This is a genomic window from Anaerotaenia torta (assembly GCF_050433395.1).
GTDB lineage: Bacteria > Bacillota > Clostridia > Lachnospirales > Lachnospiraceae > Mobilitalea > Mobilitalea torta.
Window position 1 is genome coordinate 200,955 of record NZ_JBNPXH010000009.1, and the last position, 15,743, is coordinate 216,697.

Genomic DNA, 15,743 nt, shown 5'->3' on the forward strand with positions numbered 1-15,743 from the left:
TTTCAAAATTGATACTTTATTTTAATACAAAACCGCATTTTGAATTCTCACACACCAGCTTATTGCCCTTCTCCAGCATAATTCCGCCGCATTTCTCGCAGCGGGTGGCGGAAGGCTTCTGCCAGGTCATGAATTCACAGTCGGGATTGTTGACACAACCGTAATATTTCCTGCCCTTCTTCGTCTTCTTAAGGACAATATCTCCGCCGCAGTAGGGACAATCCACCCCGATCTTCTCCAGATAGGGCTTGGTATTCTTGCAGTCCGGAAATCCGGGGCAGGCCAGGAATTTGCCATGAGGTCCGTATTTCACCACCATGTTCCGGCCGCAGACCTCACAGAGCTCATCGGATACCTCATCCGCAATCTGTATCTTATCCAATTCGATATGAGCATTCTCCACCGCCTCTTCCAGATCCGGATAGAAATTGCTGATTACGGTCTTCCACTGCACGGTTCCATCCTCCACACAATCCAGCAGGGATTCCATGTTGGCGGTAAAATTTACATCCACAATGCTGGAGAAGGCGGCCTTCATAATATTATTCACCGCTTCGCCCAGCTCCGTCACATAGAGATTCTTATTCTCCCGGATCACATAACGTCTGGCTATAATGGTGCCGATGGTAGGCGCGTAGGTGCTCGGCCTTCCAATGCCCAGCTCCTCCAGCGTCTTTACCAGGGAGGCCTCCGTATAATGAGCCGGGGGCTGGGTAAAATGCTGGTTCTGATCCAGCTTCTGCAGCTTCAGCTGATCCCCTTCCTTCAGGCTGTCGAGAGAGACACCGGCCTCTTCTTCCTCCTCTTCGGGAATATATACCCCCATAAAGCCGTCAAAAACCAGCTTGGAGGCAGATGCGGTAAATTTCAGCCCATTGGCATCGATCTTGACAGAGGTGGTCTCATACCGGGCCGGCTGCATCCGGCTTGCTACAAAACGCTTCCATATTAACTGGTAGAGACGGAATTGGTCCCTGCTGAGGCTCTGCTTTAATTCATCGGGTGTAAACTCCACATAAGTGGGCCGGATGGCCTCGTGGGCATCCTGTATCTTTTTGCCCGTGCGGCCCTGGTTCTCCGCCAGGGCAACAAACTCTTCCCCGTATCGTGCCTTAATAAATTCCTTGGCCGCCTGATCCGCCTCATCGCTGACCCGCACGGAGTCCGTACGCAGGTAGCTGATCAGACCGACGGTTCCGTGTCCCTTGATATCCACGCCCTCATACAGCTGCTGTGCCACCTGCATGGTCTTCTGGGGGGAGAGGTTCAAAGCCTTGGCCGCCTCCTGCTGGAGCGTGCTGGTGGTAAAAGGAAGGGGAGCCTTACGGATCCGCTCCGATTTCTTGATCTCCGCTACCGTAAAGACTGCATTCTTAAGCTGTTTGACTACCTCCTGCATCTCCGCTTCGCTGCGGATAACCTTCTTAGAACCGTTCAGCTTTGCGATCAGAGGCTTTTTCTTGCCTTTTTGCTCAAATTCCGCCTCCAGAGTCCAGTATTCCTCGGGAACAAAAGCATTGATCTCATCCTCCCGGTCACAGATAATTCTCAGCGCTACCGACTGAACCCGGCCCGCGCTTAAGCCCCGTTTCACCTTGGACCACAGCAGGGGGCTGATCCGGTAACCCACCATACGGTCCAGCATTCTTCTTGCCTGCTGGGCGTTCACCAGATCCATATCGATTTCCCTTGCTTCCTTGATGGAATTCTTCACAGCATTCTTGGTAATCTCATTAAAGGTAATTCTGCTGGAATCCTTCTCTTCTAATTTTAATGTCTTGGACAAATGCCAGGAGATTGCCTCTCCCTCACGGTCGGGGTCAGTCGCCAGGTATACCTTGTCAGCCTTCTTCACTTCCTTGCGAAGCTTGGCCAGCAGGTCCCCCTTCCCCCGGATGGTAATATACTTCGGTTCAAAATCGTTATCTCTATCAAATCCCAGCTGGCTCTTCGGCAAATCCCTGACATGGCCGTTGGATGCAAGAACCTCATAATTCGCTCCGAGAAATTTCTTAATCGTCTTGGCCTTTGCCGGTGATTCCACGATCACTAGATATTTTGGCATGTATCTATTTCCCTCATTTCTGTTTGCAGCTCATCCACCCTATGGTCAGGAAATACTTCCTGCGCTACATAATAATTTTTCCCAATCTGTCTGGCATAACCCTGAAGTTCCAGAAAAAACAGCTTCTCCATGAGGACATCCACGGGAAGTCCGGTCATCCGGGCCAGCTCTTCCATACTCCTCGGTTCCAAACAAAGAGAAGCATATACTATTTTTTCTACTTTTTCAAGCTGTTTATTATTTTTTTTCAATTCGTCCATATTTTGTTCATAATTTGGAAAATAATCTTCCAGAATATCTTTTGGAGATGTAATTAATTTTGCCCCCATTTTTATTAAATTATTACATCCTTCACTGAGCCGGTCCATCGCTCTTCCCGGCAGAGCATAAATCTCCTTTCCCTGCTCCAATCCCTGGTCCACCGTGATCAGTGAACCGCTCTTCTGTCTTGCTTCCACCACAAGAATGCCCTGGCAGAGTCCGCTGATGATACGGTTACGCACAGGAAAATTGCCGGCTGCCGGTTGAGTTCCCGGGGCATATTCACTGATGATCCCACCCTCTTTTTTTATTTCCATATAAAGATTGATATGTTCCCTCGGGTAGCAGATATCAATCCCGCACCCCATCACTCCATAGGTTCTTCCCCCTGCTGCCAAGGCTCCCTCATGGGCATAGCGGTCAACTCCCCTGGCCAGTCCGCTGACGATACCGATGCCTGCCTTCGCCGCCGCACCCGCCAGCCAGGCAGCCATCTCTCTGCCATAGGGGGAGCAGTCCCTGGCCCCGACCACCGCCAGCAGCTTCTCTTCCTGTCCGGGAAGCCTTCCTCTGACATACAGACCGTAGGGCGCTCCGCAGATATGACGCAGCTGCCCGGGATATTCCGTATCTTCCCTTGTGACAAAATATATGCCGCGGGAAAGAAGTTTAGTATAGTCATCATGGATTCTGCCCGCATCCCGGTTCCTGAGGACTGTTTCTATATCCGCTTCACTAAACCGGTCCGGCAGGGCTTTGTCCTTTTTTAACGCATAAAGCTCCTTTTCTGCAGCCTTATAGACTGCCTCCGCCGTTCCGAAGAGCTTCAGCAGGACGTCAATCTTCCTGAGACCAATGTTCTTCAAATTCGCCAGCCAATACTGATACTCTATCTTCTCCATTCTGTTCTGTTTCCTTTCCTGATTTCTTATCTGTTTTCTTTTTAGTTTTCTTTTCTTCAAATTGCCGGGTGATTTTACAGCCCCGGTAATCTGTTTTTATTCAGAGTGTCATTCCCCCCAATATTTCCGATCTATGCTCCGATAACAGATGGCTTCGCTGATATGTCTTGCCGTAATCCTCTCACTTCCCTCCAGATCCGCAGCGGTGCGCGCCACCTTAAGAATCCGGTGGTAGGCCCGGGCACTGAGGTTCATTTTAACAAAGGCTTCTTCCAGCAATGACTGCTCCCTGGCTTCCAGCTTACAGTATTTTTTAATCAATCCGGGAGTCAGCTGGGAATTGAAATAGATCTTCTCTCCATGATAGCGTTCCAATTGGATACGGCGCGCCCCGGCGACTCTCCGGCGGATCTGCGCGGAGGCCTCCTGTCCTGTTAAATGCCGGAGCTCCTGATAATTCACCTGCTGCGCCTCGGTACAGATATCAAAACGGTCCAGCAGCGGCTGGGATATCCTCCCCAGATATCTCTTGATCTGATTCAATGAGCAATTACAGCGGTTCCGGTCCGGATAATAACCGCAGGAGCAGGGATTCATTGCGGCTACGGTCATGCAGTCGGCAGGATAGCAATAGGAGGCATTGAGCCTGGCTATGGTAACGGATTTCTCCTCCATGGGTTGGCGCAGCACTTCTATGGTATTCTTTTGGAATTCGGGAAATTCGTCCAGAAACAGGACGCCAAGATGAGCCAGACTGATTTCTCCCGGCTGGGGCCCCTTTCCTCCTCCTGTCAGAGCCGGAGCGGTGATGGTGTGGTGAGGGCTGCGAAAGGGCCGTCTGGTGATCAGGGGCTGCTGTTTCATCAATCCTGCGATACTGTAGATTTTGGAGATTTCCATGCTTTCCTCGAGGGAAAGCTCCGGCATAACAGTGGGAATCCGTTTTGCCAGCATGGTCTTGCCGGAGCCGGGAGGGCCGATCATCAGGAGGTTATGCATACCGGATACCGCAATTTCAATGGCCCGTTTTGCAGCCAGCTGCCCTGTTACATCTGAAAAGTCAAGAACATCCTCCCTGCCGTCTTCGGCAAAGAGGCCTGCCACATCCACCTGCTCCGGTTCCTTCCTGAGCTCTCCCTGAAGCAGCAGGACAGCCTCTGTGAGAGTGGATATCCCATAGACGGCGATTCCCTGCACCACGGCTCCTTCCCCCGCATTCTCCTGAGGAACGACGCACCTGGTAAAGCCCTGCTCCTTTGCGGAATACACCACCGGCAGGACACCTCTTACCTTATTCACATTCCCGTTTAAGCTGAGTTCCCCCACGATCAGAGTGTTCTTCAGACACTCCTGGGGAAGATGGCCAAAGGCCGTTAGAATTGCAATTGCTACAGACAGATCAAAGGCAGTCCCTTCCTTGCGCACATCGGCAGGGGACAGGTTGACGGTGATACGCTTGGCCGGAAGCCGGTATCCCGAATTCTTAATGGCGACCCGCACTCTTTCCCTGGCTTCCTTCACCTCGGAACCCAGATAGCCCACCATATCAAAGACCGGCAAGCCGTCGCTGACATCCGCCTCGACAGATACAATACGCGCGTCAATCCCGAAGATTGCCGCGCTGTATGCTTTACTGAACATAATTGCTCCTTCCTTGTCTCTCCACAACGAAGGAATCATTTGCTTAGGCGTAGTATAACAAATTTATCCTAACTTAACAAGACATTTTTCAAGATCCACATCTACCAATATAATATCTACACCGATCTGACAGATGTGGCTGCGGCTGATTACATATTCATGATCCCTGCCGAAAAGACCCCAGATTTTACAGGGACCCGGAACGATAATATGTGTGATCATTCCGGTACAAACATCAAATTCGATATCGCAGACAAAGCCCAGCCGGACACAATCCCTGCAGTTAATGACTTCCTTTTCCCGAAGCTCGCAAAAGCGCATAAAATCACCCATAATGTTACTCAATCCATTATATGTTGCAAAGGATGAATTATTGTCTTGACCGTTGGGGAAAACTTCAATATAATCAGAATGAGGATCACCCAACCAATCAGGAGGATATTACTATGAAATGCCCGTTTTGCGGTACAGACAATACCCGCGTAATCGATTCAAGACCGTCGGATGAGAATAACTCCATTCGCAGACGCCGCCAGTGCGACGGATGCCAGCGCCGGTTTACCACTTATGAGAAAATAGAAACCATCCCCCTTGTAGTTATTAAAAAGGACAATAACCGCGAACCCTATGAACGTTCCAAGATTGAAGCCGGGATATTCCGCTCCTGTCATAAACGGCCCATCTCGGTAGATCAGATTACCTCTCTCGTAGATGAGGTCGAGACTGCCATCTTTAATCGGGAGGACAAGGAGATACCCAGCTATGTAATCGGGGAAATTCTGATGGACAAGCTAAAGGACCTGGATCCGGTAGCCTATGTACGCTTTGCATCGGTTTACCGCGAGTTCAAGGATGTCAACACTTTTATGGACGAATTAAAGAAAATACTAGAAAACTAATGAGGCGGAGGTAGACAGAATGTTATTTGGAGCCTTAGAAGCAGGCGGCACTAAGATGGTGATGGCACTGGGAAATGAAAACGGAGAGATTCTGGAACAGCGTTCCATTCCGACAGAAACGCCGGACATCACGATGGCAAGAATTATCGATTATTTTCAGGATAAAGATATCCGGGCTCTGGGTATCGGTTCCTTTGGTCCTGTGGATCTTGACCGGCACTCTCCCACCTATGGCTATATTACTTCAACACCAAAGCTGGCATGGACCAATTTTAATCTGGCAGGATACATAAAGGATGCTTTACAGATCCCCATCGGTTTTGATACCGATGTCAATGCCTCGGCTCTTGGGGAGGCGACCTGGGGATGTATGAAGGGGCTTTCTTCCGGCATCTATATTACCATCGGCACCGGAATCGGTGTAGGGGTCTACATGAACGGACAGCTGCTCCACGGAGCGCTGCATCCCGAAGCCGGACATATCTTATTAAGCAGGCATCCGGAGGATTCTCTGGAGAGCGCCTGCCCGTATCATCCCAACTGTATGGAAGGGCTGGCTTCCGGGCCTGCCATTGAGAAGCGCTGGATGAAAAAAGCATATGATCTCAAGGACGATACAAGGGTATGGGAACTGGAAGCCTTCTACCTGGCACAGGGAATAGCGAATTTTATCCTGACACTGTCACCGCATAAAATCGTTCTGGGCGGCGGCGTTATGCATCAGGAGCAGCTCTTTCCCCTGATCCGCAGGGAGGTTGCATGTTTATTAAACGGATATATCCGTACCCCGCAGATGGAGGATCTGGATCAGTACATCGTTCCTGCCTCATTGAAGGATGATCAGGGAATTATGGGATGCATACAGCTGGCTAAGCTGGAACTGGAGCGATGCCCCGGCTGCTGATACACATACGAATTTAAAGGGAACATAGCAGGAAGGAGGGGCATCATCATACCCTCCTTTCTGCCATATTCCCCATCTTCATTTATATCAAATGATTTCGCATATTCTTCAATGCTGATTTCTCCAGACGGCTGACCTGAGCCTGGGAGATGTTGATCTCCTTTGCCACCTCCATCTGGGTCTTCCCTTCAAAAAAGCGGAGCTTGATAATATTGTGCTCCCTGGCGGATAATTTGTCCATGGCTTCCTTCAAGGAGATTTCCTCGATCCAGTTCTCCTCCTTGTTCTTCTTGTCACTGACCTGATCCATGATGTACAGGGAATCTCCGCCCTCCACGTAGACCGGATCATAGAGGGACACCGGACTCTGGATGGCATCCAGGGCATATACGATATCCTCCTTGCTGATACCGATTTCCTGAGCAATCTCGCTGATGGTAGGCTCCTTTTCATTGCGCTTTACCAGGGCCTCCTTGGCGTAAATGGCCTTATATGCCGTATCCCGGAGGGAACGGCTCACACGGATTGCATTATTGTCTCTTAAGTATCTCCGGATCTCTCCGATGATCATAGGAACCGCATAGGTAGAGAACTTTACATTCTGTGTTATGTCAAAATTATCGATTGCCTTCATAAGACCGATACAGCCGATCTGGAATAAATCATCCACATTCTCATTGCTTCCTGAAAATCTCTGTATAATGGACAGCACCAGCCTGAGATTTCCTTTAATATAAAGCTCTCTGGCCTCCTTGTCGCCGTTTAATATTCTCTGAAACAATTCATCCTTTTCACTGTTTTTTAACAATGGCAACTTAGATGTGTTCACACCGCAAATCTCAACCTTATAAAGAGCCATATCGAAACCTCCGAATCATTCATTTTGTTCTATAAGAATGATTCACTCATTGGCTCCATTTTATACGATAATAAGGTAAGAAATAATTTCCATGTCTTAATTATTCAAAACGTACCATCTCTTTTTTCAGCCGTTTGATAATCTTCTTTTCCAGACGTGATATATAAGATTGGGATATTCCCAGCAAATCCGCCACTTCCTTCTGGGTCCGTTCAATTCCGTCATCCGTATTCAGCCCGAAGCGCAGATCCACAATCACCCGCTCCCGTTCCGACAGCTTGGAGAGGGCCTTGCGAAGCAGCTTGCGGTCAACCTCCTCCTCAATATTACGGTAGATCACATCCTCCTCCGTTCCCAGAATATCCGAGAGAAGAAGCTCGTTGCCGTCCCAGTCCACGTTCAGGGGCTCGTCAATGGACACCTCCAGCTTTGTCTTGTTGTTCCGTCTCAGATACATGAGAATCTCATTTTCAATGCATCGGGAGGCATAGGTGGCCAGCTTTATATTCTTTTCCGGATTAAAGGTATTGATGGCTTTGATCAGACCGATGGTTCCGATGGAGATCAGATCCTCCACTCCGACGCCGGTATTGTCAAATTTCTTGGCTATGTAGACCACCAGTCTGAGATTATGCTCCACAAGAATGGATTTCATCTCACTGTCCCTCTCCGTTCCCAGGGCACTGATTACCTCGGCTTCCCTGATCTGATCCAGGGGCGGCGGAAGAACCTCGGCACCGCCGATGTAATGTATCTCTCCTTTATGTCCGAATATGATTGTTCTAATGTCCGGGATCATCCGAAATTGAAATTTATTCTGTATCGATAACTTTAAAAGCATACTCAACCTCCCAAGATTACTTATATTAAAAGTTCCCTATGTAAAATAACATGGTATTCCTCTTTCGGCGATAACGGATGATCCGAAATTGCCGCAGTCACCTTGTTGCAGCACACACATTCCTTCCCCGTATGAATCAGAATGTGATCCAGCATCAGCCCAAACATGATTCCCCGGGCATTCCCAACGGAAGTATAGGGGATCGTTCTCAAACGGGGAAACAGCCTTCCGGCGGCACCGGACCGGTCCAGAGCCAAAGCACTCTCACTTCCGTCATATTCTCCCCTGAGATAATGTTTTGTATTCTCAAATTCATCCATGGCATCCCTGGGCAAAAGCTCCTTCAAAAGCTCCCGTTCAATGACGATTACCGGTCTGTGATACAGAGGATCCACAAGACAATTCCCCGTGTCCATCAGACCCGAGGTCTGAAGCCTCCTGCCCTCATAGGAAAGCTCCACCCTGTACACCTCCTTATCCCTGTGCCTGAAATAGCGCCGGAGGAGCAAAAGCCCTGCGGCCAGAAAAAGCACTCCCGTCATTACCACAGCCACAAAGCCCATGGAAATATTGCTGAGGATGACCACATCTCCCCAATGAAGCAGATACAGTCCCAATTTCGTATCGTAATACAAGGAATTCATCAGCCCTCCCGCAAAACAGGTGATCAAAAACAGGCTTATGATCTGTTTTAAGAAATCACTCCATTTCACTCTTCCAAAGGCGATCAGCAGCATCGGAGGCATGCCCAGCAGTTTTACCGCTGTCTGAAGTCCCCGAAGCAGTCCCGCCCTGTCATGGAAGGCGCTGATGCTGTTCAGCCAGGGCAGCAGACTGATGAGTACGGCACACATTCCCCCTGCAGCCGCACCTGCCAGCATACGCCATACCTTACTCTGCTTCCGGTTCACCGCTTTCACGAGAACCAGCAGGAGGAAATCCATAAGGAAATTCAGGACAAATACCATATCCGGATAAATTTCAATATACAATTTTCACCTCCTCCTTTATTCAGCAGAAGTTCACAGGTACATAACCGATTATAACTTGTTTCTCTTCCAAATTATGTCAGTTCCTGGCTTTCATTCCATGTTTTTCATTTTCATAATTCTACCTTTTTTTAATGAAATCGATTTTCCAAGACAAAAAAGGCCGTCAAATTATTTACTAACAAATAATCTGACAGCCTTAATCTCTTATGTATTAAGATTTTTCTATTTATTGTGGCGGTTCTTCTGCAAGAACTCAGGAATCTTAATTCCGCTGGGATCCGTATTGGTATTGGCCGGCGCCTTGGCGGGCTGGCTTACCGGACGCTGCCCCTGCTCTGCCAGATAGCCCGGCTGAGGGGAATACAACTGTGAACCGTGTTGATTCGTGTTCCCATAGCTGCTTCCGGAGGAATACGGTCTGTTTAAATTAAACTCCGGCTTGGGAGAGGTCTTCAAGCCGCCTGAATTATTCTGGGGCCTTCTCAGGAAATCCGGGGTCTTCACCATCTCCCTGGATTTGGCATCCAGACCGGTGGCAATTACGGTAATGGTTGCTGTATCCGGATTCACATCATCAAACATGGCACCAAAGATAATATTGGCTGAATCTCCTGCCAGCTCCTGCACCAGTGTAGCTGCATCATTGGCCTCTACCAGGCTGATATCTCCTGAAATATTGATGATGACATGGGATGCTCCCTGGATGGTTGTCTCCAGCAGCGGACTGGTAATAGCCTGTTTAACGGCATCAATGCACTTGTCATCGCCGACTCCCATACCGATACCGATGTGAGCCACACCCTTGTCCTTCATAACCGTCTGGACATCGGCAAAGTCCAGGTTGATCAGGCCCGGAACATTAATGAGATCCGTGATACCCTGAACGCCCTGCTGAAGCACCTCATCCGCCTTGCGCAGAGCATCCGGCATGGTGGTTCTCCGATCAACGATTTCCAATAATTTATCATTGGGGATTACAATCAAGGTGTCCACATGCTCCTTCAGCCGGTCAATTCCCGCAACTGCATTGGTCATCCTTGTCTTCGCTTCAAATTTAAAAGGCTTGGTTACAATTCCTACGGTCAAAATTCCCATATCCTTTGCAATCTGGGCAACTACGGGAGCCGCACCGGTGCCGGTTCCTCCGCCCATACCGCAGGTTACAAAAACCATATCGGAGCCTTTGATGATCTCCGCCAATTGTTCCTTGCTCTCTTCCGCAGCCTTCTGTCCAATCTCAGGCTGGGCTCCTGCTCCCAGTCCCTTCGTCAGCTTTTCACCGATCTGTATGCATAAATTGGCTTTGCAATTCTTCAGATGCTGCTTGTCCGTATTCACACAAACAAACTCAACCCCGAGGATATTCTCTTCTATCATTCGATTAACGGCGTTATTCCCTGCTCCCCCTACCCCAATTACCAGTATTTTTGCAGTGGTGTCCGCCTCATTTGTTCTTATCTCAAGCAAGGTCAATTCCTCCTTCATTGTATTCTCTATTTTGACCAGACAATATTATGATTGCTTTCTGCTTCCAATTTTCACTTCCTTCAATTTCTTTCCAAAACCACATGATGATGGGATATTTTCTCTATTCACTACTAATTATGGTATCCTATAATCCTACCTTATATGATATCTTTAAATTCCCAAATAATCAAGCATAATTTTAAAAAAAATTGTATTTTATTTCACTTACTTTATTGGATCTCATGGTTTCTTGGGCTTCCCGATAATGGTATCGGTACCTTTCTTCATATCAATGACCAGTTCCCTGCCTTCCACCTCTGCCAAAATACCCTTCAGCCTGGAAAGCTCTTCATCATAAGTGTTTTTTTTGCCCAGCAGTACCTTGATTTCATCGCAATTCAGGGTGACTTCATAGCTGCTGTTAAAGGAAATGGCATCTACCTCAAGTCCGAACTTCCCGATCAGCTGTGTCAGATTAATAATGACATCAAATAATTCGTCCTTCCGATCCTTCATCTTTTCACCAAGAATCATCTTCTCACCGAGAATGATCCTGCTGAATTTCAGTCCTTTCACCACGGGAACGCCCTCCAGCTGCCTGGAGGAGCTCTCCACAATGATTCCATCCTTGTCAAAATACATGTACTCTCCCATGAACTCCACGCATCCGGCTACCGCTTTCTCATATACATATACAGTAATCGTATGCGTATCCTTCATGACAAGATCAATTTTCTCCACAAAGGGCAGCCGGACATCGGTAAAATACCGGTGCTTTAAATATAAGTAGAGGGAATTGGTGTCCGGCTTCGTTTGTATCAGAACATCGGCAATCTGTTCCTGTGTGTATTTTTGCGTGCCTACCACCTCCAGCTTCTCTATATGGAAGACGGAGAGAAACACGGCGGCCGGTATACCAAGAACCAGAAGCAGCAGGAACAGTCTTTTCCATATTCTCACCAGTACCTTGTTTGAATTTCTTGAACGTATTCGATTCATCCTGTTGCTCCCATAGTATTTGACTATACACTGCAGTATCTTATTTCCGCGCCCAGCAGCTCCAGATCCCGGCAGATATTCTCATACCCCCGCTCTATGCTTGTGGCGTCCCGGATTATTGTAGTGCCCTGGGCACAGAGTCCGGCAATTACCAGCGCGGCGCCCCCCCGCAGGTCACGGGCCTCTACCGTGGCCCCCTTAAGCTCCTTCACTCCTGTAATCACTGCTTTTTTATTTTCATCCTCTATACGGATCAGGGCTCCCATCTTCTGAAGCTCTTCCACAGTCTGAAAACGCGATTCAAAAATCTCCTCCATAATGATGCTTTCCCCATCCGCCAGGCATAGCACAGACATCATCTGCGACTGCATATCCGTAGGAAATCCCGGATAGGGCTGGGTCTTAAGCATATCCAGCGCCTTTGCTCTCTTTTTCATACATACCTTTATCGTATCCTGCGTGGTATCAATGGCGCATCCGATCTCTCTCAAGGTATGAATGGTTGATTCCAGGTGTCCGGCAGGAGCATTGATCAACAGGGCTTCCCCTCCCGCCCCGGCTATGGCCGCCATATAGGTTCCTGCCACAATCCGGTCTGAGGACAGGACAAACTCCACATCATGGAGGGCTTCCACTCCCCGGATCTCGATAAAGGCACCGCCCTCACCCCGGATCTTCGCTCCGGCACTGTTCAGATACCGGCATACCTCTATGACCTCCGGCTCCCTGGCCGCATTGAAGATTCGGGTGGTACCCTCGGAAAGCACCGCGGTCAGAATTACATTCTGGGTTGCCCCAACGCTTGGAAATTCCAGGAAGATATCATTTCCGAGAATCCGGGGCGAGGTACAGTGAATCATATTCTCATTCTCACCGGTGAATTTCTGGGTCACATTCATTTTCCCGATGGCTTTTAAATGATAATCAATGGGACGCTTTCCAATGGAGCAGCCTCCCGGATAAGCAATGGTAACCTCATGGTGCCTGCCCAGCAGTGCGCCCAGGAAGAGAATGGAGCTTCGCATCTTCGTAACAAATTCCTCGGGAACCGAGGTGACTAAGGAATCCCTGCTGTCCACATAAAGGGTATTACCCTCCCAATAAGCCGCACATCCCAGCTCACGCAGTATGTTCACCATGTGGCATACATCCCGTATTTTGGGACAATTCTTCAGTACTGTAGTTCCCTTGTTCAAAATAGTAGCAGCAATTACAGGTAATGCTGCATTTTTTGAACCTTGTATGTTAAGCTCACCTTTTAACTGCTTACCGCCTATGACCTCGATACTTGACATAGCACACCTCAGACGCTGTAGGAAATATACTACACTATATGTTTCCGGACTTGTCCGCGTGAATTCCTCTTCAGCGCTCTCCTTTGATCTGATTGGATACGCTCAGTACAATCCCCATCTCAAAGAGGATTACCATAACCGAGCTGCCTCCGTAGCTGATAAACGGCAGTGGAATTCCCGTGGTGGGAATGGTGCTCGTTACCACCGCTATATTAATCAATACCTGGAATGCAATATGTGCCAGCACACCGGTAGCAATTAACCCTCCATACAAATCCACCGCATTAATGGCTATGATAAAGATGCGCCAGATCAGCAGCAGAAAAAGAAGAATTAGGGCGAAGGCCCCAAAAAGACCCAGCTCCTCGCAAATCACCGAGAATATCATATCGTTATGGGATTCAGGAATAAATCCCAGCTTCTGCATACTCTCTCCCAGTCCCTTTCCAAAGACACCGCCGGAGGCAATGGCATACAGCCCCTGAAGAATTTGATAGCCCTTGGGATGGGTCTCCACATTAAGCCAGATATCAATTCGTTCAAAGCGGTAAGGCTCCAGAATGATAAAGACGGCTCCCACCCCCGCCAGCAATGCTCCCGAAATAATAAAATAAAATTTCTTCCTGCTGGCAACGAAGCAGATGGCAACCATGATAATCCCTGCAATCAAGGCTGTGGAGAAATTCTCTACTACAATTAAAAGCATCAGCGGTGCAATAAACAACACAACACGCAAAAATCCGCTGAACTTATCCAGCTTCTTGGGAGCCAGATTCACTATGTAGGCAGTAAACAAAATGACCGCGATCTTCGTCAGCTCCGAGGGCTGAAAACGCCCCAGGGGGCCCAGATCGATCCAGCGCCTGGAACCCTTGATCAGCGGGCCGAAGATAAGAACATACATTTGCAGCGCGGCGCACAGAAAATACAGAATAACCACCGGTCTCAGCCGAATCACCGGCAGCTTCGTAATATAAACCCGGTAATCAATCTTAGACACAAAGATCATAATCAGGATTCCCGCACCTGCAAACAGCGCCTGCCTTTGCAGATAGTGGGTGGCATCTCCCTGAGTCCTCTGGGCATTATAGGAGCTGGTGCTGTAAATCATGACCAGTCCGAAACATACCAAAAACAGTATGAGAAAGAGCAGACTGTAATCATAATAGCTATGCATTTTTCTTTTATTCACTTCTCCCGCTGTTCTGGCCATATCCGCACTCCCAACTTAATCTGTCACATTTCCTTCGCTCCGGGCATTAACGCCCTTACGTATTCTTTAAATAAATTGCCCCGCTGCTCATAATTCTCAAACATGCCCCAGCTGGCACAGGCGGGCGACAGGAGAACCGAATCCCCCGGCTGTGCGGCCCCGGTGCTGATTTGCACCGCTTCCTGCAAGCTCTCCGCCATAATGATATTATGAAAACCATGCCGTCTTGCCGTCTCGGCAATCTGATCCCTGGTCTGCCCCAGGAGAACAAGGCATTTTACCTTCCCGTCAAAGGCCTCAATCCAGCCGTCAAAGGGGATCTCCTTATCATAGCCTCCTCCGATGACTATGGTCGGCGTTCTCATTGCCTGAATCGCCTTGATGGAAGCGTCGGGGTTGGTTCCCTTCGAGTCATTATAATAGGTTACGCCATCAATGGTTTCCACATATTCGATCCGATGTTCCACCGCGCGGAAATTCATCAGGGCACTGCGGATGAAATCCATGGGCACACCCACAGACAATGCCATTGCCACAGCAGCCATCATATTCTCATACATATGCCTGCCCAGCACTTTCAGCTGGCCCGTATTGACCACAAGCTCCCTGCGGCCCCCTGTGCTGTAGAAGATATCCTCACCCTCCAGATACAGCCCCTCCTCCAGCCTTCTGAGACTGCTGTAAAATATAATCCGGGTGTTCAGCCTTCCCGCCATCTCCCGCAGCATTTCATCTTCGTAGTTCAATACACAGACCTGGGACATGGTCTGATTCTTTGCTATATTTTCCTTCATAGCAATATAATTCTCCATAGTATGGTGACGGTTCAGATGATCCGGGGTGATGTTCAAGATCGCGCTGACATCCGGCCGGAATTCATGGATGGTCTCCAGCTGAAAGCTGGAGAGCTCGATAACGGAAACAGATTCCGGCGTCGTCTCCATAGCGATGTCAGTGAAAGGGCTTCCAATATTGCCGACCACATGGACATCGTCAAAAAAGGTGTTCATGATCTCTCCTACCAGGGTCGTGGTGGTGGTCTTGCCGTTAGTCCCCGTAATTCCTATGATCCTTCCCCTGGCATAACGGTAGGCAAGTTCAATCTCTCCCCATACCGGAACTTTCGCTTCCTGGATTCTGACTACCTGGGGATGCTCCAGCGCCACACCCGGACTGATTACCATAAGCTCCAAAGAGGCAATCACCTCCCCGGGAAGCTCTCCCGTAACCAGGGTAAAATGCTGCTCCGTATTGAATTGATCCTTAAAATTCTTACAGGTAAGCTCTGTATTGGAATCATATAATATGACATCCGCCTCCTGCTTCTGCAGCAGTCTTGTTGCGGAAACACCGCTTTTTCCTGCTCCGAACACCAGAACCTTCTTATTCTTTAATTCCATAAAAT

At 48.7% G+C, this 15,743-nt stretch carries 14 protein-coding genes; 2 read left to right on the forward strand and 12 right to left on the reverse strand.

What is annotated here, in order from left to right:
- Window positions 1-16 precede the first annotated feature (16 nt).
- From topA to HNQ56_RS15775, 4 genes are all read right to left on the reverse strand, one after another.
- Complete coding sequence (gene topA, locus HNQ56_RS15760; RefSeq protein WP_429148220.1) at window positions 17-2,065, reverse strand: type I DNA topoisomerase; 2,049 nt, start codon at window positions 2,063-2,065, stop codon at window positions 17-19.
- Entirely contained in the window at window positions 2,050-3,228 is a 1,179-nt protein-coding gene (dprA, locus tag HNQ56_RS15765; protein WP_429148222.1) for a DNA-processing protein DprA, read from the reverse strand. The genes topA and dprA overlap by 16 nt, the downstream gene beginning before the upstream one ends.
- Window positions 3,229-3,336: 108 nt before the next feature.
- On the reverse strand, window positions 3,337-4,869 hold the full coding sequence (locus HNQ56_RS15770; protein ID WP_429148225.1) for a YifB family Mg chelatase-like AAA ATPase: 1,533 nt from the start codon (window positions 4,867-4,869) through the stop codon (window positions 3,337-3,339).
- Window positions 4,870-4,932: 63 nt separating this feature from the next.
- Complete coding sequence (locus HNQ56_RS15775; protein WP_429148228.1) at window positions 4,933-5,202, reverse strand: PRC-barrel domain-containing protein; 270 nt, start codon at window positions 5,200-5,202, stop codon at window positions 4,933-4,935.
- A gap of 113 nt (window positions 5,203-5,315) precedes the next feature.
- On the opposite strand from HNQ56_RS15775, the gene nrdR reads away from it, so the two are divergent.
- Both nrdR and HNQ56_RS15785 read left to right on the forward strand, forming a co-directional pair.
- A complete protein-coding gene (nrdR, locus tag HNQ56_RS15780; protein ID WP_429148231.1) occupies window positions 5,316-5,768 on the forward strand; it encodes a transcriptional regulator NrdR in 453 nt (150 codons plus the stop codon).
- 19 nt (window positions 5,769-5,787) lie between these two features.
- Window positions 5,788-6,672 (forward strand): ROK family protein, encoded by an 885-nt coding sequence (locus HNQ56_RS15785; RefSeq protein WP_429148234.1) that lies wholly within the window; start codon window positions 5,788-5,790, stop codon window positions 6,670-6,672.
- A gap of 82 nt (window positions 6,673-6,754) precedes the next feature.
- On the opposite strand, the gene sigG is transcribed toward HNQ56_RS15785, so the two are convergent.
- The 8 genes from sigG to murD all read right to left on the reverse strand — a co-directional run bounded on the left by sigG (window position 6,755) and on the right by murD (window position 15,738).
- On the reverse strand, window positions 6,755-7,531 hold the full coding sequence (gene sigG, locus HNQ56_RS15790; protein ID WP_429148237.1) for an RNA polymerase sporulation sigma factor SigG: 777 nt from the start codon (window positions 7,529-7,531) through the stop codon (window positions 6,755-6,757).
- 100 nt (window positions 7,532-7,631) lie between these two features.
- Window positions 7,632-8,372, reverse strand: coding sequence for an RNA polymerase sporulation sigma factor SigE (gene sigE, locus HNQ56_RS15795; RefSeq protein WP_429148240.1), 741 nt, complete (start codon window positions 8,370-8,372; stop codon window positions 7,632-7,634).
- A gap of 20 nt (window positions 8,373-8,392) precedes the next feature.
- Entirely contained in the window at window positions 8,393-9,364 is a 972-nt protein-coding gene (locus HNQ56_RS15800; protein WP_429148243.1) for a sigma-E processing peptidase SpoIIGA, read from the reverse strand.
- 222 nt (window positions 9,365-9,586) lie between these two features.
- The gene (gene ftsZ, locus HNQ56_RS15805) at window positions 9,587-10,831 is read right to left on the reverse strand and encodes a cell division protein FtsZ (protein ID WP_429148246.1); all 1,245 of its coding nucleotides are present in this window, start codon (window positions 10,829-10,831) and stop codon (window positions 9,587-9,589) included.
- A gap of 240 nt (window positions 10,832-11,071) precedes the next feature.
- The gene (locus HNQ56_RS15810; protein ID WP_429148249.1) at window positions 11,072-11,830 is read right to left on the reverse strand and encodes a cell division protein FtsQ/DivIB; all 759 of its coding nucleotides are present in this window, start codon (window positions 11,828-11,830) and stop codon (window positions 11,072-11,074) included.
- A gap of 23 nt (window positions 11,831-11,853) precedes the next feature.
- Entirely contained in the window at window positions 11,854-13,125 is a 1,272-nt protein-coding gene (gene murA, locus HNQ56_RS15815) for a UDP-N-acetylglucosamine 1-carboxyvinyltransferase (RefSeq protein ID WP_429148251.1), read from the reverse strand.
- A gap of 70 nt (window positions 13,126-13,195) precedes the next feature.
- Complete coding sequence (locus HNQ56_RS15820) at window positions 13,196-14,338, reverse strand: FtsW/RodA/SpoVE family cell cycle protein (protein ID WP_429148254.1); 1,143 nt, start codon at window positions 14,336-14,338, stop codon at window positions 13,196-13,198.
- A gap of 23 nt (window positions 14,339-14,361) precedes the next feature.
- Window positions 14,362-15,738, reverse strand: coding sequence for a UDP-N-acetylmuramoyl-L-alanine--D-glutamate ligase (gene murD, locus HNQ56_RS15825; RefSeq protein WP_429148257.1), 1,377 nt, complete (start codon window positions 15,736-15,738; stop codon window positions 14,362-14,364).
- Between the last annotated feature and the right edge of the window lie 5 nt (window positions 15,739-15,743).

Coding starts and splice junctions, on each gene's coding strand:
- topA (WP_429148220.1), bottom strand. CDS start 2,065: ATGCCAAAATATCTAGTGATCGTGGAATCACCGGCAAAGGCCAAGACG.
- dprA (WP_429148222.1), bottom strand. CDS start 3,228: ATGGAGAAGATAGAGTATCAGTATTGGCTGGCGAATTTGAAGAACATT.
- HNQ56_RS15770 (WP_429148225.1), bottom strand. CDS start 4,869: ATGTTCAGTAAAGCATACAGCGCGGCAATCTTCGGGATTGACGCGCGT.
- HNQ56_RS15775 (WP_429148228.1), bottom strand. CDS start 5,202: ATGGGTGATTTTATGCGCTTTTGCGAGCTTCGGGAAAAGGAAGTCATT.
- nrdR (WP_429148231.1), top strand. CDS start 5,316: ATGAAATGCCCGTTTTGCGGTACAGACAATACCCGCGTAATCGATTCA.
- HNQ56_RS15785 (WP_429148234.1), top strand. CDS start 5,788: ATGTTATTTGGAGCCTTAGAAGCAGGCGGCACTAAGATGGTGATGGCA.
- sigG (WP_429148237.1), bottom strand. CDS start 7,531: ATGGCTCTTTATAAGGTTGAGATTTGCGGTGTGAACACATCTAAGTTG.
- sigE (WP_429148240.1), bottom strand. CDS start 8,372: ATGCTTTTAAAGTTATCGATACAGAATAAATTTCAATTTCGGATGATC.
- HNQ56_RS15810 (WP_429148249.1), bottom strand. CDS start 11,830: ATGAATCGAATACGTTCAAGAAATTCAAACAAGGTACTGGTGAGAATA.
- murA (WP_429148251.1), bottom strand. CDS start 13,125: ATGTCAAGTATCGAGGTCATAGGCGGTAAGCAGTTAAAAGGTGAGCTT.
- HNQ56_RS15820 (WP_429148254.1), bottom strand. CDS start 14,338: ATGGCCAGAACAGCGGGAGAAGTGAATAAAAGAAAAATGCATAGCTAT.
- murD (WP_429148257.1), bottom strand. CDS start 15,738: ATGGAATTAAAGAATAAGAAGGTTCTGGTGTTCGGAGCAGGAAAAAGC.